The sequence below is a fragment of the Bacillota bacterium genome (assembly GCA_013178305.1).
Taxonomy (GTDB): domain Bacteria; phylum Bacillota; class Sulfobacillia; order JABLXB01; family JABLXB01; genus JABLXB01.
The window spans coordinates 462,398-479,985 of record JABLXB010000001.1; the positions used below are offsets into that span (position 1 = coordinate 462,398).

At 64.0% G+C, this 17,588-nt stretch carries 17 protein-coding genes; 2 read left to right on the forward strand and 15 right to left on the reverse strand.

Annotated features, from left to right (window positions below; translation table 11 throughout):
• Positions 1-250: 250 nt before the first annotated feature.
• Together HPY55_02185 and HPY55_02190 are read left to right on the forward strand one after the other, a co-directional pair.
• The gene (locus HPY55_02185; protein NPV69440.1) at positions 251-1,945 is read left to right on the forward strand and encodes a DEAD/DEAH box helicase; all 1,695 of its coding nucleotides are present in this window, start codon (positions 251-253) and stop codon (positions 1,943-1,945) included.
• A complete protein-coding gene (locus HPY55_02190) occupies positions 1,942-3,522 on the forward strand; it encodes a hypothetical protein (GenBank protein NPV69441.1) in 1,581 nt (526 codons plus the stop codon). Before HPY55_02185 ends, HPY55_02190 begins: the two co-directional genes overlap by 4 nt.
• Here HPY55_02190 and HPY55_02195 read toward each other — a convergent pair.
• From HPY55_02195 to purE, 15 genes are all read right to left on the reverse strand, one after another.
• Positions 3,512-3,928, reverse strand: a complete 417-nt coding sequence (locus HPY55_02195) for a SoxR reducing system RseC family protein (GenBank protein NPV69442.1) — start codon at positions 3,926-3,928, stop codon at positions 3,512-3,514. The two genes, HPY55_02190 and HPY55_02195, sit on opposite strands and share 11 nt — an antisense overlap.
• Positions 3,929-3,975: 47 nt before the next feature.
• Entirely contained in the window at positions 3,976-4,338 is a 363-nt protein-coding gene (locus tag HPY55_02200) for a metal-sensitive transcriptional regulator (protein ID NPV69443.1), read from the reverse strand.
• Positions 4,339-4,383: 45 nt separating this feature from the next.
• The gene (locus tag HPY55_02205) at positions 4,384-4,812 is read right to left on the reverse strand and encodes a DMT family transporter (protein NPV69444.1); all 429 of its coding nucleotides are present in this window, start codon (positions 4,810-4,812) and stop codon (positions 4,384-4,386) included.
• A 57-nt stretch (positions 4,813-4,869) separates the two neighbouring features.
• Positions 4,870-5,355: a QueT transporter family protein gene (locus tag HPY55_02210; protein NPV69445.1), complete on the reverse strand. Its 486-nt coding sequence runs from the start codon at positions 5,353-5,355 to the stop codon at positions 4,870-4,872.
• Positions 5,352-6,626, reverse strand: coding sequence for a phosphoribosylamine--glycine ligase (gene purD / locus HPY55_02215; protein ID NPV69446.1), 1,275 nt, complete (start codon positions 6,624-6,626; stop codon positions 5,352-5,354). The genes HPY55_02210 and purD overlap by 4 nt, the downstream gene beginning before the upstream one ends.
• 67 nt (positions 6,627-6,693) lie before the next feature.
• Complete coding sequence (gene purH / locus HPY55_02220) at positions 6,694-8,259, reverse strand: bifunctional phosphoribosylaminoimidazolecarboxamide formyltransferase/IMP cyclohydrolase (GenBank protein ID NPV69447.1); 1,566 nt, start codon at positions 8,257-8,259, stop codon at positions 6,694-6,696.
• Positions 8,253-8,888, reverse strand: a complete 636-nt coding sequence (locus HPY55_02225) for a phosphoribosylglycinamide formyltransferase (GenBank protein ID NPV69448.1) — start codon at positions 8,886-8,888, stop codon at positions 8,253-8,255. The genes purH and HPY55_02225 overlap by 7 nt, the downstream gene beginning before the upstream one ends.
• A gap of 49 nt (positions 8,889-8,937) precedes the next feature.
• The gene (locus HPY55_02230) at positions 8,938-10,050 is read right to left on the reverse strand and encodes a phosphoribosylformylglycinamidine cyclo-ligase (protein NPV69449.1); all 1,113 of its coding nucleotides are present in this window, start codon (positions 10,048-10,050) and stop codon (positions 8,938-8,940) included.
• Positions 10,047-11,474 carry an amidophosphoribosyltransferase gene (locus HPY55_02235; protein NPV69450.1) on the reverse strand — a complete coding sequence of 476 codons (1,428 nt, stop codon included), beginning with the start codon at positions 11,472-11,474 and terminating at the stop codon, positions 10,047-10,049. Before HPY55_02235 ends, HPY55_02230 begins: the two co-directional genes overlap by 4 nt.
• A gap of 59 nt (positions 11,475-11,533) precedes the next feature.
• The gene (gene purL / locus HPY55_02240) at positions 11,534-13,870 is read right to left on the reverse strand and encodes a phosphoribosylformylglycinamidine synthase subunit PurL (protein ID NPV69451.1); all 2,337 of its coding nucleotides are present in this window, start codon (positions 13,868-13,870) and stop codon (positions 11,534-11,536) included.
• On the reverse strand, positions 13,867-14,595 hold the full coding sequence (gene purQ / locus HPY55_02245; GenBank protein ID NPV69452.1) for a phosphoribosylformylglycinamidine synthase subunit PurQ: 729 nt from the start codon (positions 14,593-14,595) through the stop codon (positions 13,867-13,869). The genes purL and purQ overlap by 4 nt, the downstream gene beginning before the upstream one ends.
• Positions 14,592-14,933: a phosphoribosylformylglycinamidine synthase subunit PurS gene (gene purS, locus HPY55_02250; protein ID NPV69453.1), complete on the reverse strand. Its 342-nt coding sequence runs from the start codon at positions 14,931-14,933 to the stop codon at positions 14,592-14,594. The genes purQ and purS overlap by 4 nt, the downstream gene beginning before the upstream one ends.
• The gene (locus tag HPY55_02255; GenBank protein ID NPV69454.1) at positions 14,930-15,637 is read right to left on the reverse strand and encodes a phosphoribosylaminoimidazolesuccinocarboxamide synthase; all 708 of its coding nucleotides are present in this window, start codon (positions 15,635-15,637) and stop codon (positions 14,930-14,932) included. Before HPY55_02255 ends, purS begins: the two co-directional genes overlap by 4 nt.
• Before the next feature lie 35 nt (positions 15,638-15,672).
• Positions 15,673-16,965 carry an adenylosuccinate lyase gene (locus tag HPY55_02260; GenBank protein NPV69455.1) on the reverse strand — a complete coding sequence of 431 codons (1,293 nt, stop codon included), beginning with the start codon at positions 16,963-16,965 and terminating at the stop codon, positions 15,673-15,675.
• 31 nt (positions 16,966-16,996) lie between these two features.
• Positions 16,997-17,548, reverse strand: coding sequence for a 5-(carboxyamino)imidazole ribonucleotide mutase (purE, locus tag HPY55_02265; protein ID NPV69456.1), 552 nt, complete (start codon positions 17,546-17,548; stop codon positions 16,997-16,999).
• Positions 17,549-17,588: the final 40 nt, after the last annotated feature.

Sequence of the window (17,588 nt, forward strand, 5' to 3'; positions counted from 1 at the left end):
AGCCGCAATTCGGAGAAAAAGAGCCCCCCACAAGTACTTGTATCGTCGAATCCTGTCGAATCATTATGGGGACACTCCTAGATTTATTCCAGCCGACTGGGGGCGGCGCCCCCGGCAAGCCCGGCCAATTGTTCACGATAACTTAAACTTGTGGGGAGGGAATGAAAGGAGCCTGTAGAATAATACCGAAATCGAGGCTTTTGCCTTGGACCTTCCGCATAGCGGAAAGGAGTAGCCAGGGATGTACCTTATGGACCAGCCCTTAATCGTGCAAAGCGACATGACCATCCTGGTCGAAGTGGCCAACCCTTTCTACGAGCGCGCGCGGGACCTGCTTCTGCGGTTCGCCGATCTCGAGAAAAGCCCAGAGCACGTCCACACCTACAGGATCACGCCGATCTCCCTGTGGAACGCCGCCGCGAGCGGTATGACCGCGGCTGAGATAACCGAGACGCTGGCGTCCCTGTCAAAGTACCCGGTCCCGCAGAACGTCGTCCACGAAATCGGCGACTACGTCGGCCGGTACGGCCGGCTCAAGATGTACTCCACCCCGAGGGGACTCGAGATCGTCTCGACGGACGATTTCGCCATAGCGCACGCGATACGGCACCCACAGGTGAAGCCGTTCATCATGCGGCAGATGGATTCGCGCACCCTGCTTGTGGCGCCGGACTGCCGCGGCAGGATCAAGCAAGCCCTCACGAGGCTGGGCTACCCCGTGGAGGACCTCGCCGGCTACGTGAACGGCGAGCAGATGAACCTATCGCTGCGCTCCACCACACGGGCCGGTCTGCCATTCGCTCTGAGACCCTACCAGGAAGCGGCGGTGAAGAGGTTCTACGCCGACGGCGCCGAGACGGGCGGCAGCGGCGTGATCGTGCTGCCGTGCGGCGCCGGCAAGACGGTCGTCGGAATGGGCGTCATGACGGAGCTTCAAGAGCAGACGCTGATCCTGTCGACGAATATAGTCGCGGTCCGGCAGTGGATAGACGAGCTCCTCGACAAGTCGGACCTGACCGAGGACCAGATAGGAGAGTATTCAGGAGAGAAGAAGGAGATCAGGCCGGTCACGGTCAGCACCTACCAGGTGCTCACGCACCGGAAGGGCGCGAGCGGCGAATACCCGCACTTCTCGATATTCTCGCAGCGCAACTGGGGTCTCATCGTATACGACGAGGTGCACCTCCTCCCCGCGCCGGTGTTCCGCATCACCGCGGAGCTGCAGGCGCGCCGCCGGCTGGGGCTCACGGCCACCCTGGTCAGGGAGGACGGGCGAGAACACGAGGTGTTCAGCCTGATCGGACCCAAGCGGTTCGACGTCCCGTGGAAGGATCTCGAAAAAGAGGGCTGGATTGCGGCGGCTTCGTGCTTCGAAATCCGCGTCGAGATGGACCAGGAGCACAGGCTGGAGTACGCCGTGGCCGACGAAAAGAACAAGTATCGCGTGGCCTCGGAGAACCCGCGCAAGACCGACATCGTCATGGCGCTGCTCAAGTCGCACGAGACCGACCAGGTCCTCGTCATCGGCCAGTACCTCGACCAGCTCAACAAGATCGCGGAGATCACGGGGGCTCCGCTCATCACGGGCCAGGTCCCCAACTCTCAGAGACAAAGACTATACGACCAGTTCAAGAAGGGCGAACTACGCCTGCTCATAGTGTCAAAGGTGGCTAACTTCGCGATCGACCTGCCCGATGCGAGCGTGGCCATCCAGGTATCCGGCACTTTCGGTTCCAGGCAAGAGGAGGCCCAACGGCTCGGCCGCATCCTCCGCCCGAAGAAGAACGGCGCTCCCGCGAGGCTGTACTCGCTCGTCACGCGGGACACGAAGGACCAGGAATTCGCCCAGAACCGGCAGCTTTTCCTGACCGAACAGGGCTACAACTACACAATCATGAATGAGGCAGCGTTCCTCGAGGAACTGAAGGGGGCAGGCATCGAGTGAATCTCCCCGAGTGCCTGGTGCGGGCCCCCTCTCCCCACGTTCTCCGGCTGGCAAGGTCGTTGGGTGTCGAGAGTCCGCAGGTGACAGCCGACGTTGTGAATTCGGTGTCGGCACGGTTGAAAGACGAGCGTTATCTCGCCGGCGTGACTTCGGGGCTTTCCGATGAAGAGCTGACCGCGCTGCGCATGGTCGCGTTCTGCGGTGGCGGGTCTGGCATAGTCGTCGAGAAGTGCCACCAGAAACTGAACGAGCTCACCCGCAAGTGGAGGCGGAACGGCGCCAAGGTCGTAGAAGCTGTCATAAAGGCCGGTATCGTATACACGGGGCGCGAGAACTACAGGCAGATATATTTCATACCCGCCGACCTGCGGGAGCGGGTTGCTGGTGTGCTCCTGCCGCCCATCTTGCAGCGGGCGCTGGCGGCGGAGGCCCCGGTGGTTGCGGCCGATCCGGAGCCCCTGGCCCCGGTGAGACACGTCCACCTCCTGCTATCGTACGTCAAGAAGAACCAGGTCAAGGTCGCGCAGGGCGGCGCCATGTACAGGCGCGCCCAGCGTGATATCATCTCCTCGCTCGGCCTGCCGGACGAACTGCCGGACGAGACCGAGTCGTTCCAGGCCGTGCACCCACTCCACCTGTCGTTCATCCTGAACTACTGCAAGCGCCAGGGTCTACTCACCGAGAACGAACAGAGGGAGATAGAGTTCTCGCCGAAGGTCGAGGAATGGGTGTCGAAGCCGACCGCGTCGAAGGCGTGGGACATCCTGTCTTTCCTTCTCGATGAATGGGTCAGGCCGGACCCCGACGTCCAGACGATGCTGGAGATCATGCGCCATGTTCCGGTCGAGGCGTGGGTGCGGTTCGAGCCTCTCGTGGCCGAGATGGAGCACATCAGCCTCGAGCACTCCTGGCACGCCCTGGAGACCAGGCTCGACAAGGCGATCAGGATGCTGGCGTACGGTGGGATGATCGTGAGTTCGAGTACGCCGTCGGGAGACGTGCTCAGGCTCGCGGCCCTCGGCAGGGCGCTGCTCGCGTCGAGGCTGCCGCTGAGCCCGGACGGCGCGCCGCTGGCCGTTGGGGACGACCTGATCGCCGGGCGGGTGGAGAATTCGTTCTTCCTGCAGGGCACCTTCGAACTCCTCGTACCGGCGTCGGTCGACCCGTCGATCCTGTGGACTCTGGAGCACGTAGCGGACCTGGTCAAACCGGACCAGATGCTCATATACCGCATCAGCCGAGAGTCGATATACCGCGCGCTCTCCGGCGGGATGAACGCCTCAGCCATACTCGGGTTCCTCAGACGCCACAGCAAGAACGAGATACCGCAGAACGTGGCCTATTCGATAGAGGAGTGGTCGAAGGGTTACGGCAGGGTCGAATTCGTGGAAGCGCTGATATTGCACTGTGACACCGAGGAACTCTGCAGCGAGATCAAGGCCTCGAAGAGAATGCAGCAGTATATAATCGGTGAAGTGGGACCGAGGCACCTCGTCATTAACCGGCAGTACTACAGAGAAGCAGTCGAAGCGCTGCAGTCGGAGGGTTACATGCCTAAACCGGGTATCAGGAGGTAGCCTGGCGCTCGACGGCGACTATCACCGGCTGGAATCTCGACTGCCCCGCGGCGCGCTTGTCGAGCGCGTAGATGACGGGGAACGACAGGGCGAACCCCGCAAGAGCGAAGGCGACCTTGTACACCCCGCCGGCCACGACCGAGCCCAGGATGAACGCCAGGAGGCCGCCAAGGAGTGGCAGGCCGTATATAATAAGCGCCGCGTACAGCACGTCGCCCGGCTGGAGCTCGAGTTCCACGACGTCACCCGGCACCGCGCCCGCGTTGTTCCTCACCTGTATCTCCAACTCGTTGGATCCCGGAACGACCCGCTGGCACGCCCCGCACTTCGAACAAGCGTCGGTACGCGTCAAACGAACGACGGCAAAGCCATCTTCAACCCGACTGACCATGCCCTTTTCCCGCACTGGGTTCCCTCCAACGACGGTCCGCCTCGCGCGTCAGCGCCGCGCGACTACCTGGAGAACTTGAACAGCACGTCGACGAGCTCGTCGATGACGTCCTGCGAGTCGTCCTTCTTGAGCGCCTCGGCGACGCAGCCCTTCACGTGCGATTCCGAAATCATCATGCTAACCCGCTTTACTCCCTGGCTGATAGCTGCGAGCTGGGTAAGCACGTCGATGCAGTAACGATCGTCCAGGATCATCCGCTGGACACCGCGCACCTGCCCCTCGATCTTCCTCAAGCGTTGTAGGAGGTCCGCCTTATTGGCCTCATACGAGCTCACCGGAGTCAAACCACCTTTCGGGTTGTGTAATCTGCAAATCACGCTGCGCCGCGAATTGTACCGTACCCAGGTAGCGTTAGTTAGAATCATCATATACTGGTGCTGGGGGCCAGTCAACAGGCTAAGCCAGCCGGGCTACTTCCTCAGGAGAAGCCAGGCTCCGATCGAAAGCATCCCTACGCCGGCCAGCCTGAGCGGGTGAAACGGCGCGCGTTCGAGGCCGAGTACGCCGAAGTGGTCGAGCGCGGCGGCCGTCAGGACCTGGCACGTGATGATGGCCGTGGTGGCCCGGCACGCCCCTATCCTGGAGACCGCCCACGCAACGAAATAGACGATCGCGATGTTCAGCGGCCCGCCAAGGTAGTAGAACCATTTGACGCTCGTGAATTTGCCCGAGGAGGCTTCCCGGATGATGAGGAGCAGGGGGACCATGGCGGTTATTGCTGCGAGGTGTACAGCGAAAGTGGCCTTGAGCATCCCGACTGCTTTACCCACCCCCGAATTCAGGACGCCCTGAAGGGCCATAAATGCCCCGGCTATGCCCGCGACCATTATGTGAATCAAGGCTGGATGCCCTCCCCGTTAGACTTACGGCTAAAGTGTCCCTTTGCCGCCGGGCCCCTATTCTCCCTCGAAAAAACGCCTGGCGCCGGGGTTCCTGCCGAGGAACCGGAGGAGCGGGTAGCCAAGCGCATAGCACGCAATCGCTTCGCCGATTGCGATATTGAGGGCGACCGGCAGGTACGGCATATCGCTCAGCTTGCTCACATAGGCCGATACCACCAGGCTGTTGATTATCACCGGGGGCAGTGGAGCCGCAAGATCCCGCGGCATCCTCGAGGTGAGATACGCTGCGGCGAGCGTGGCCCCAGCGCCAAGCGTGAGGTCGTAGACAAGAAACGGGCTCGCCAGGTTGGCGAGAATGCAGCCGGCCCACAGGCCCGGGATCGCGTCGCGGGTCAGGAATGGGAGGACCGTGAGCGCCTCGGACACGCGGACCTGTACAGGCCCGTAGCTCAGTGACGAGAACGGCGGAGCTAACGTCAGGACGGCGTAAACCGCCGCCACCAGAGCAATCCGGACAAGTCGCCTGGGACTCAGCTTCATCCTATCCCCCTCAGTCCGATGTCGCTGCGGTACTGGGCCCCGTCAAACCGTATTTCCCTCACAGCATTATAGGCGACTCCGCGCGCGGCCGCCAGTGTTTTCCCCACCGCCGTGACTCCGAGGACGCGGCCGCCCGAGGTGACGATCGAGCCCCCGGGGCCGGAGGAAGTGCCCGCGTGGAAAACCAGCGCGCCAGCCGCCGTAGCCCTGTCGAGACCGTGAATGACCTTACCCGTTTCGTATTTCCCGGGGTATCCGCCCGAAGCCATCACGACGCAGACAGCGGCGTCACTCGACCATTCGACCCGTTCGCGCGAGAGTCTTCCCTCGATGGCACCCATCAATACCCTCGCCAGGCTGGTCTTCATTCTCGGCAGCGCAGCCTGGGTTTCGGGGTCACCGAACCGCGCGTTGAACTCCAGCACCATGGGGCCGCGGGGGGTCAGCATCATCCCGGCGTACAATACCCCGGTGTACCTTATGCCTCGCTTCAGGAGCTCCCTGAGGACGGGCGTGATGACGGTCCGCCCGATTTCGTCGAGCAATGGCGCGGGCACCACGGGTACCGGGCTGTACGCCCCCATGCCGCCGGTGTTGGGCCCCTGATCCCCGTCAAACACCCGCTTGTGGTCCTGGACGGGCTGCATGAGTATCGCCGTCTCGCCGTCTGCTATCGCCATCACGGACGCCTCCGGGCCCTCCAGATAGTCCTCCACGACGACGCGGAGGCCCGCGTCCCCAAACACGCGCCTTTCCATAATATCCTCGACAGCCGTCATCGCCTCACTCACGGTGACACAGACGCACACTCCCTTGCCGGCTGCGAGACCGTCGGCCTTGACGACGATGGGAGCGCCCCTCGAGGATATGTACGCGCGGGCTCGCGCGGGGTCGTCGAACAGCTCGTACTTCGCGGTGGGCACTCCGCTCGCCGACATGACGTCTTTGGCGAACGCCTTGCTACCCTCGATCATGGCTGCGGCCCGGGTTGGGCCGAACACCCTCAGCCCCGCGGCTGCGAACCGGTCGGCCAACCCCGCCATGAGCGGCGCCTCCGGTCCGACAACGGTGAAGTCGACGCCCTGTTGAACAGCCCATGCCGCGAGTCTGTCGACGTCCCCCACACTTATGTCGACGCATTCGAACTCGCGGGCTATACCAGCGTTGCCGGGCGCGCAGAACACGCGGCCGACCTCGGGGCTTCCAGCCAGCGCCCAGCAAAGCACGTGTTCACGCCCACCGCCGCCAACCACCAGCACCTTGAGTCCCACGCCTGTCCACCTCCGCCCGCGTTGTGCTCCGGCGGGCACCGCAGTACGCCCCGCCCGGCCGTTCAAATCAATGCCTGAAGTGGCGTATTCCGGTAAAGACCATCGCGATTCCCGCGTGGTCGGCTGCGGCTATTGACTCCGTGTCGCGGACCGAGCCGCCGGGCTGCACGATGGCCGTAACCCCCGCTGTCGCAGCAGCCCCAACCACGTCCGGGAACGGGAAGAACGCGTCGGACGCCATCACTGATCCCCGCGCACGATCGCCAGCAGCCTCGATTGCGATCCGGGCGGCGCCTATCCTGGACATCTGGCCGGCTCCTATCCCGACCGTCTGCCCGCCCCTCGCCAGGACGATGGCGTTGGATTTGACGTACTTGCACACCTTCCAGGAGAACGCGAGGTCCCCGGCCTCCTCCGGCGTGGGTCTCCGGGTCGTAACGCAGCGCCAGGCGGCGGGGGTGTCCGCAGTTTGATCGGATTCCTGGATCAGGAGGCCGCCGCTGACCTTCTTCAAATCGTATGACGGGCGCCGCTCCACCCCGCCGGGAGCGGGGAGCCGGCCTGTGGCGAGCACCCTGATGTCCTTTTTCTTGAAGAGGATATCGGTGGCCGCGCCATCGAACTCCGGCGCAAGCAGCACCTCGATGAACACCGGCGAGAGGAGCTTCGCGGTCTCGGCGTCGACCGGCCTGTTGAGCGCGACTATCCCCCCGAATATGGACACGGGGTCGGCATCGTAGGCGTGCGAGAAAGCCTCGGCAGGGGATGAGCCCAGCCCGACGCCGCAGGGGTTCGCGTGCTTCACCGCCACCGCCGCCGGCCCATCGAATTCCATCACGAGCTCGAGTGCGGCATTGGTGTCGTTGATGTTGTTGAACGACAGCTCCTTGCCGTGAAGCTGCCGCGCCGTCGCGAGACTCGGGGCCCTGGCGAACGGTTCCCTGTAGAACGCGGCCTTCTGGTGAGGGTTCTCGCCGTATCTCATGGCCTGGACCTTCTCGAAACCGAGGGTGAGTTCGTCAGGGAGATCGAGTGGACCGGTCCCGGCGCCCGCGATGGCCACGAGGTAGGACGAGATCAGGGCGTCGTAGTGGGCGGTGTGGGCGAAAGCCTTGACGGCGAGCCTGAGCCGCGTTTCCCTGGCGACATCGCCGGAACCGCGGATCTCCCTCAGGATAACCTCGTAGTCGCGCGGGTCGCATACCACGACGACGCCTTCATGGTTCTTGGCGGCGCTGCGCAGCATCGAAGGCCCGCCGATGTCGATGTTCTCGATGACTTCCTCGAGCGGTACCCCTTCGCGCGAGGCTACCTCCCTGAAGGGATACAGGTTGACGACCACTATGTCGATGGTTTTGATGCCCTTTTCGGCTATCTGCTCCATGTGGGAGGAAAGATCGCGACGCGCCAGGAGCGCCGCGTGTATGCGCGGGTGGAGTGTCTTCACCCTGCCGTCGAGGATCTCCGGAAACCCTGTCTCGTCCGAGACCTGCCTGACCGGTATCCCCGCAGCGGCAAGCGCCCTGGCGGTCCCGCCGGTCGAGAGTATCTCGATGCCGAGGTCATTCAGCGCCCCCGCGAACTCGATGAGCCCCGTCTTGTCGTAAACGCTGATAAGCGCGCGCTTCACCAACGCCCGTCGCCTCCGTCTCTCCGTATCCTCACACGGCGGCCTTCCACTATCAGCCTGCCTCCGGCGTATAATCTGATCGCCTCGGCGTATATCCGGTGTTCCTCTTTGAGGATCCTCGCGGCCAGCGTCTCCGCTGTGTCGTCGTCGAGCACCGGCACCGCCGCCTGCAGTATTACCGGCCCCGAGTCCACGCCTTCGTCGACGAAATGCACGGTGCACCCGCTGACCTTCACCCCGTACCTCCACGCCTGCTCCTGCGCGTCAACCCCGGGGAACGAAGGTAACAGGGACGGGTGTATGTTGATTATCCGCCCCTTGAACCTCCCGATGAAGGCCGGACCCAGCACCCTCATGTATCCCGCGAGGCAGACCAGGTCGACTGAGCGGCGCTCGAGCTCCGCGGCTATCGCCCCCTCGAACGCGCCCTTTGACCCGAACGCCCGCCGGTCGATGAACACTCCCTCGACTCCCGCCCGCCCCGCCTTCTCCAGCGCCGGCGCGGACGCGACGTCGCTGATCACCACCGCGACCCTCGCGGGGATCGTTCCATCGCGGCAACCGTCGATTATAGCCTGCATGTTGGTGCCCCTGCCCGAAACCAGGATTCCGAGACGAAGCATTCTCTCCAAACGCTCTACCCCCAGTGGCCGCAGCCGCTCCCGGCGCCCCTCGGGGCCCCTAGATGTCGACCCCGGGATCGCCCGCCCGCACCTCGCCGATGAGCGCAGCGGGAAATCCTCTTGACGACAGGAACTCCACACAACGGCCCGCCTGGTCGGGCCGGACGACCGCCACCATTCCGATGCCCATGTTGAACACCCGGTACATCTCTTCCCGGGCGATGCCGCCGAGCCTCTGGATGAGGCGGAACACGGGGGGGACTTCCCACGAGTTCAGGTTGATGGCGGCCCTGCAGCCCTCGGGCAGGATCCTCGGAATGTTATCGAAGAAACCGCCCCCTGTGACGTGTACGAGGCCCAGCACGTCCACCGCGCCCGCGTCGAACATCTCGGCGAGAACGCGGGAGTATATCCGAGTGGGCTCGAGCATCTCTTCGCCCAGCGTGCGACCGAGTTCATCGACGTGAGAGTCGAGCCGCAGCCGCGCCTCGTCCAGCAACACCCGCCGCGCCAGGCTGTAGCCGTTGCTGTGGAGCCCCGAGGACATCAGTCCCACGATCGCGTCCCCGCGCCTTATCCGCGAGCCGTCGATCATGCCGCCCTTCTCGACCACGCCGACGGCGAAACCCGCGAGGTCGTACTCGCCCGCGGCGTAGAACCCCGGCATCTCCGCCGTCTCGCCGCCGAGTAGCGCGCAGCCGGCCATCACGCAGCCGTCGGCGACGCCCTTGACTATACTTTCTATCACCGCGGGTTCGAGCTTGCCCACCGCGAGGTAATCCAGGAAGAACAGCGGCCTCGCCCCTTGCACGATGACGTCGTCCACGTTCATCGCCACGCAGTCGATCCCGATGGTATCGTGGATCCCTGTGGCGAACGCTATCTTCAGCTTCGTCCCGACGCCGTCGGCTCCGGCCACGAGCACAGGTTCACGGTACTTCCCCGGCTCGAGTGCGAACAGGCCTCCGAACCCGCCTATGTCCCCGAGCACCCCGGGTATGTACGTCCTCCGGGCGTGTGGAGTGAGCCTCCGCACGGCCTCGTTGCCGGCCTCGATGTCCACACCCGCCCGCGTGTAGCTGTCGCCGGGACTCCGGCCTCTTCCGCAGTCCCCGCCGCCGGGCCCGGCGCCGGCCGGTTTGACCCACGAACCGTACGGGCGCTCGCTCATCTCGCCCCACCCCCGCCCACAGCGCGCGGAACGGGCTCCTCGAGCGCGAACTTCCCTGAGGCGCATTCCACGTCGACCGGGTACCTGCCTGTGAAGCACGCCGCGCAGTGCGGGGCCGCGTCATCGCAAGTCGCACCCCTGCGCGACGTCCGGACCGCGCGGCCGCATACGCCCTCGAGGAGCTCTTCCAGGGTGAGGTATCTCAGGCTGTCCGCACCAACCATGCGCTCTATTTCCTTGACCGACTTCGTGGCGGCCACTAGTTCGGATTTCGACGACGTGTCGATCCCGAAGTAGCACGGGAACCTGTATGGCGGCGAGCTTATCCTCAAGTGGACCTCCCTGGCCCCCGCATCCCTCAGCAACCGGACGATCCGGCCCGAGGTCGTGCCCCTGACTATCGAGTCGTCGACCAGCACGACCCGCTTTCCGCTGACGACTTTCTTGAGCGGGTTGAGTTTGAGCTTGACGCCGAGGTCTCTCGTCTTCTGGGCGGGCTGGATGAACGTACGCCCGATGTACCTGTTCTTGACCAGGCCCATCTCGTAGGAGATCCCCGCCTCCTCGGCATAGCCCGTTGCGGCCGATATGCTCGAGTCGGGGACGCCGGTGACGAGATCCGCATCAGCAGGGTAGTTCCTTGCCAGAATCCTGCCAAGATCCTTCCTCACCGAGTGGATGTTGAGACCCGCGAGGTCTGAGTCAGGCCTCGCGAAGTAGATGTACTCGAATATGCACAGCGCCGGTCGCCCCTGCGGGAGCGCCTGGCACGACCTGAGACCGCCTTCGTCGACTACGACCATCTCGCCCGGCTCGACGTCCCTCACCATCTCCGCCCCGACGGCGTCGAACGCGCAACTCTCCGACGCCAGCACGTAGCACCCGTTGAGCCTGCCGATCGAGAGCGGTCTTATGCCGTTGGGGTCCCTGACACCGATAAGGCGATCCCTGAACAAAAACAGGAGGGCATAGCCCCCCGTTACCTGGTTCAATGCTTCGTTCACCGCATCCTCCTCGCGGTCCGCTGTGGACCTCGCGTAGAGGTGCGCGATCACCTCGGTGTCCAGCGTGGTCTGGAATATGGAACCTTCCCTCTCTAACAATTGCCGCAACTGGAACGCGTTGACGAGGTTGCCGTTGTGGCAAAGCGCCACTGACGACCCCCTACAACGCACGAGTATCGGCTGAGCGTTCGCGAGCAGCGTCGTGCCCGTGGTAGAGTAGCGAACGTGGCCGATCGCCCTGTCACCAGGGAGTTCCGCCACCACGCCCTCGTTGAAGACGCCCGAAACCAGCCCCATACCCTTGTGGAGATGGAGCGAGCAGCCGTCGCCGGCAACGATGCCCGCGCTCTCCTGCCCGCGGTGCTGCAGGGCGTACAGCCCGTAATACGTAAGCCTGGCGGCTTCGGGGTGGCCGAACATCCCGAAGACCCCGCACTCCTCGCGCGGCCTCAAGTCCGCCGCGCCGGCCGGCAGGCCGGTCAACCCATGGCGCACGGTATCACCCCTCGCCACAACCGCTCGAGTCCAGCCGTATCAAGGTCGATAAGCGTGCGTGTCTCGCGCCCCTGATTCACGCCGGTCTCGCGGGCCGAGATGTGGAGCCGCGAGGACGTCACCCTCCCTACGATGGAACAGGGCACCCCTGCCGACCTGCACATCTCTATCAGCTCGAGTTCACGAGACGCTTCGACAGTAACCACGACGCGGGACTGCGTTTCGGAGAACAGCAGCGAATCCGGCCGGCCGCCCCACCCCACCGCGACCTCCGCCCCTCTAGCCCCGGGCTGCGCGGAGAAGCAGCACTCCGCCAGGGCTACGGACAGGCCACCGTCGGATACATCGTGGGCGGACTTCAGGAGACCCGCTTCGTTGGCCCGTATCAGGATGTCTATCAAGCGCTTCTCGAGATCCAGATCGAGGCGCGGTGGTTCGCCGGCGACCTTGCCGTGCACTCTCTTCAGGTATTCGGTTCCTCCGAGCTCGTCCAGCGTCCGGCCGAGCAAGACGATCGAATCGCCATCCGATTTGAACCCGGGGGTGAGCATCTTCGAAACGTCGCCGAGCAGCCCGATCATCCCAACTACTGGTGTCGGGTAAATGGCGCGTACCACGCCGTCCTGCGTGCGGGATTCGTTGTAGAAGCTGACGTTGCCGCCCGTCACGGGCGTGCCGAGCGCCTCACACGCCCGCTTCATTCCCTCGATTGCGCCCTTGAACTGCCAGAAGACTTCAGGCTTCTCAGGGTTGCCGAAGTTCAGGCAGTTCGTGATGGCGAGTGGCCTCGCGCCCGAGCACGCGACGTTCCGCGCCGCTTCCGCGACGGCGATCGCCGCGCCAATGACGGGATCGAGGTAGCAGTACCTCCCGTTCCCGTCGGTACTTACCGCTATGGCCTTCTCGCCGGCGGCATCCCCGGCGTCCCGCCTGATCCTCAGTAGCGCGGCGTCCGCCCCGGGAAGCGCCACCGTGTTCGTCTGCACCATGTAGTCGTACTGCCTGTAAACCCAGCGTTTGCAGGCTATCGTTGGGGACGCCAGCACCGTCCTGAACGCCTCGCCGAGGTCCCGCGGCTCGGGCAGCAAGGCCGGGTTGAAGGACCTGGCCTCAGCGAGATACGCCGGCTCGGACCACTCCGGATCGTACACGGGAGCGCGATCGGCCAGGGATATGGCGGGAACCTCGGCCACCACGCGACCGTCCTCAACGACCCTGAATACCCCGTCCTGTGTCACCCTGCCGATCACCGCCGAGGGCAACCCCCACTTCCGGCAGATCCCCTCGACCTCGTGCTCCCTGCCCTTCTCAACTATCACCAGCATGCGCTCCTGGGACTCCGAGAGCATGATCTCGTATGGAGTCATGCCTTCCTCCCTGAGCGGAACGCGCGCCACGTCTATTTCGATTCCGGTGCCGGCCCTCGCCGCAGTCTCCGCGCACGATGAGGTGATGCCTGCCGCACCCATGTCCTGTATGCCGACGACCGCCCCCGTCGAGATCATTTCCAGGCACGCCTCAATCAGGAGCTTCTCGACGAACGGGTCGCCGACCTGGACGTTGGGCCGCTTCGCTTCGGAATCCTCACCGAGTTCCTCCGACGCGAACGTCGCGCCGTGGATCCCGTCCCTTCCTGTCGAATGGCCGGCGATCATCACCGAATTCCCGATGCCCGCGGCGACACCGCGCTTTATCCGGTCCTTCCGGATCAGGCCCACACACATGACATTGCACAGCGGGTTCTCTGTGTAGCAGCCCTCGAACACTACCTCGCCGCCCACGGTCGGGATGCCGACGCAGTTCCCGTACCCGGCGATGCCGGATACCACGCCGCCGAACAGGTACCGCGACCTGGGGTCGTCGAGCTCGCCGAATCTGAGCGGGTCCATCAGGGCGATGGGCCTCGCGCCCATCGCGAGTATGTCCCTGATTATCCCGCCCGCGCCCGTCGCGGCGCCCTGGTAGGGCTCGACGGCGGACGGGTGATTGTGAGATTCCATCTTGAAGCACACGGCCAGGCCGTCCCCGATGTCGACGACGCCCGCATTTTCGCCGGGGCCGACAAGTACGCAGGTGCCCTTCGTGGGAAGCGCCTTGAGGGCTTTGCGGGAGTGTTTGTAGGCGCAGTGCTCCGACCACAATACCGCGAACATGCCGAGCTCGGTCCAGTTCGGATCCCTCCCGAGCTCTCCGCGAACCAACTCAAACTCGGAGTCCTTCAGCCCCATCCGCCTCCAGAGCCGGCCCTCCAGTATGTCGCGCACCGAGGGCTCGGCGCGGCCACCGGGCTCGCGCCTTTCACCGCATCGCGTCCCGCTCATGCGCGCCCACCCCCCGCCGCGGCCGCCCGCCGCGGCCCTTGGATGAACGACGCTATCGACCGGAAGACCTCAAGGCCGTCAGCCGACCCGAGCGCCGCCTGGTACGCGCGTTCGGGGTGGGGCATCATTCCGGCCACGTTGCCTTCTTCGTTCAATATCCCCGCTATGTTCCGCACCGCACCGTTTGGGTTCGACGCCCGCGTGACCTCCCCGTCCGGCTCGCAGTACCGGAACAACACGCGGCCCTTCGTCTCCAGCAGGTCTACCGTCCGCTCGTCCGCGTAGTAGTTGCCTTCCCCGTGAGCGATGGGTATCCTCAGGACCTGCCCGGCGCAAAGCCGGTTGGTGAACGCCGTCGAGGGATTCTCGACCCTGAGATTGACATACATGCACCTGAACTGCAGGCTATCGTTCCTGAGCATCGCGCCGGGAAGAAGCCCGCATTCGAGCAACACCTGGAATCCATTGCAGATACCGAGCACCAGGCCGCCTGCGCGTGCGAACCTCTCTACCGCCTCCATGACGGGGGAGAAGCGCGCGATGGCGCCTGCGCGGAGATAGTCCCCGTACGCGAAGCCGCCTGGCAGCACCAGGCAGTCGTAGCCGGCCACGTCCTTACTCTCGTGCCAGATGTAGTCAACCGGCGCCCGTAAGCCGTCCCTGACCGCGTAGTACGCGTCGGTGTCGCAATTCGAGCCGGGGAACACCACAACCCCAAACTTCACGCCTCGGAAGCCCCCTTACGTGCGCCGCCGGCCGCTGCCGCGGGCCGTGTGCCACCCGTACAATCGCATTCGCCCTCGCTCCCCCCGGCCTCGAACACTTCGAAGGTGTATTCTTCGATGACCGGATTGGCCAGGAGCTTCCTGCACATCTCGTCGATCAGCCTTGCGGCCTCTTCCATCGAAGTAACGCCGGCGAGGGTGACCTCCATGCTCTTGCCGACCCGGACGTCCGTCACGGCGTCGAACCCCATCGAGCGCAGGCCGCCCCCGATCGCGGCCCCCTGCGGGTCCAGCACCGTCTTCTTCAACATGACCTTTACGGCCGCGGTGCAGTTCATGCCGGGGTTATCCTCCTCAGTACCTCCTGGTAGGCCTCTTCGACGCGCCCGAGGTCCCTGCGGAACCTGTCCTTGTCGAGCTTCTCACCCGTGTCGGTATCCCAGAACCTGCACGTATCCGGGGAGATCTCATCACCCAGGATTACGCTCCCGTGATATCGCCCGAACTCCAGCTTGAAGTCGATGAGGTCCATCTTCTTCGGCGCGAGGAACTCGCGGAGCACCTCGTTCACCTTCAGTGCCATCCGCGATATCTCCCTCATCTCGGCCTCGCTGGCCATCCCGACCGCGTACACGTGGTACTCGTTTATCATCGGGTCGCCGAGCTCGTCGCTCTTGTAGTAGAACTCCAGCACCGGCGTTCTAAGGCTTGCCCCTTCGGGTTTGCCGAGGCGCTTGGCGAGGCTACCGGCGATGACGTTCCTCACGACAACCTCGACGGGGATGATCTCCAGGGGCTTGACGACCATCTCGTTGTCGCTCTGGAGGCCAATGAAGTGGGTCGGCACGCCCGCCTTCTCGAGCACCTCGAAAAACACCGTGGATATGCGCGCGTTAGCCGCGCCTTTCCCCAGGATGGTCCCTTTCTTCTGGCCGTTGAAGGCGGTGGCGGCATCCTTGAAGAACACGATAATCCGGTCCGGGTCGTCGGTAGAGTAAACGATTTTCGCCTTTCCCTCGTACAGCCTCTCCCTCTTCGCTATGCCAGCCAATGTGGTCCACCTCCGGAGTGTCTTGCTTATAGCCCGACTCGATCGAATATCTCGCCGATGCGGCCGAGCTGCCGCCTGTAGTCGAACGCGTCTTCGAGTTCGGCCTCGCTCAGCACCGCCGTTATCCCGGGGTTGTTTGAAACCAGGGACTTGAAGTTCAGACCTTCCTCCCACGCCTTCATGGCAAGGCCCTGCACCAGCGTGTACGCCTTGTCTCTCGGCATGCCTTTCTCCACCAGCGTGAGCATGACCCGCTGTGAGAAAACCAGTCCGCCGGTTAGTTCCAGGTTCGCCATCATCTTTGTGGGGTAGACACGCAGGTCTTTCACTATCCCGGTGAACTTGGCGATCATATAGTCGAGAAGGATCGTCGTATCGGGCAGGATGATGCGCTCCACCGACGAGTTGGAGATGTCCCGCTCGTGCCAGAGGTTGATGTTCTCCAGAGCGGCCATTGCGTTTCCGCGCATAACCCGTGAAAGACCGCAGATCTGTTCGCAGGTGATCGGGTTCCTCTTGTGGGGCATGGCGGACGAGCCTTTCTGTCCCTCCCGGAACGGCTCTTCGGCCTCGAGCACTTCGGTACGCTGCAGGTGGCGTATCTCGGTTGCGAACTTCTCGAGCGACGACGCCACGAGCGCCATCTGGAGGACGTATTCGGCGTGCCTGTCCCTCTGGAGTACTTGAGTGGAAACAGGCGCCGGCATGAGGCCCATCTTCTCGCAGACATATCGCTCAACGAAGGGATCCACGTGGGCGAATGTCCCGACCGCCCCCGCGATGCGGCCGTAGCCGGCGACCTCGCGCGCCCTCTGGACCCGCTCGATACACCGGCCGAGCTCCGCGTACCACAGCGCCATCTTCATGCCGAACGTTATGGGCTCCGCGTGCACGCCGTGGGTGCGGCCGATCATGGGGGTTTCCTTGTGACGGTGAGCCTGGTCGGCGACGACTTTTCGAAGCGCCTCCAGGTCGTCGAGGATGATATCGGCAGCCCGGACCATCAGGTACGACAGCGCCGTGTCGACGACGTCGTACGAGGTCATCCCGAAATGCACCCACTTGCCCGCTTCGCCCACGCTCTCGGCAACCTGGGTGACGAAGGCGATGACGTCGTGGCGCACCCGCGACTCGATCTCGGCGATCCGCGCCGCGTCTATCCTGGCCCTGGATCTGATCTCCTCTACGGCCTCCTCCGGGACTTCCCCCAGTTTCGACCATGCCTCGCAGGCGAGGATCTCCACCTTCAGCCAGGTGTCGTACTTGTTGTCCTCGGACCATATCGCGGCCATTCCCGGCCGCGAGTATCTCGGTATCATACCGGCTCCCTCCTCCACTGGGCCTGGCGCGTTACGCCTTGCCAGTCATCCCCTTGTAGCCCTTATGCTGGAGTTCGGCGTCTTTCGACAGCACGCCGGAAGCCATCTTCTCACGGTAATCGCGCATCCGCGCGCGGAGCCGCTCCGAAGCCGCCCCGTCGCCGGAAGCCAGGATTTGTAGCGCGAGCAGCGCTGCGTTTCTCGCCGAGTCCACCCCGACCGCGGCAACCGGAACCCCTGGAGGCATCTGCACTATGGAGTACAGCGCGTCGACGCCGTTCAGGGCGCCGCTCTTCAGCGGGACACCGATGACGGGGAGGGTGGTGTGCGCCGCGATGACTCCGGGGAGATGTGCGCTGAGACCGGCGCCCGCGATGATTACGCGCACGCCCCTCGCCTCCGCCCCACCTGCTATCTCGCGTACCTTGTCCGGCGTCCTGTGTGCGGAAGCTATAAACATTTCGAAGCCGACCTCAAACGTTTCGAGCGTCTCGGCGGCTTCTGACATCAGCGATAGGTCCGAAGCGCTCCCCATGATGATACTCACGAGCGGCTGCTTGGCCTGCCCAGAAGTCTGTTCCATAGGTCCCCCTTTCGACGTCGAATCTGCGACAATGTTCGGA

Coding starts and splice junctions, on each gene's coding strand:
- HPY55_02230 (NPV69449.1), bottom strand. CDS start 10,050: ATGAGCGAGCGCCCGTACGGTTCGTGGGTCAAACCGGCCGGCGCCGGG.
- purL (NPV69451.1), bottom strand. CDS start 13,870: ATGAGCGGGACGCGATGCGGTGAAAGGCGCGAGCCCGGTGGCCGCGCC.
- HPY55_02200 (NPV69443.1), bottom strand. CDS start 4,338: ATGATTCTAACTAACGCTACCTGGGTACGGTACAATTCGCGGCGCAGC.
- HPY55_02185 (NPV69440.1), top strand. CDS start 251: ATGGACCAGCCCTTAATCGTGCAAAGCGACATGACCATCCTGGTCGAA.
- HPY55_02235 (NPV69450.1), bottom strand. CDS start 11,474: ATGTTCGGCCACCCCGAAGCCGCCAGGCTTACGTATTACGGGCTGTAC.
- purS (NPV69453.1), bottom strand. CDS start 14,933: ATGAACTGCACCGCGGCCGTAAAGGTCATGTTGAAGAAGACGGTGCTG.
- purE (NPV69456.1), bottom strand. CDS start 17,548: ATGGAACAGACTTCTGGGCAGGCCAAGCAGCCGCTCGTGAGTATCATC.
- HPY55_02260 (NPV69455.1), bottom strand. CDS start 16,965: ATGATACCGAGATACTCGCGGCCGGGAATGGCCGCGATATGGTCCGAG.
- HPY55_02210 (NPV69445.1), bottom strand. CDS start 5,355: ATGAAGCTGAGTCCCAGGCGACTTGTCCGGATTGCTCTGGTGGCGGCG.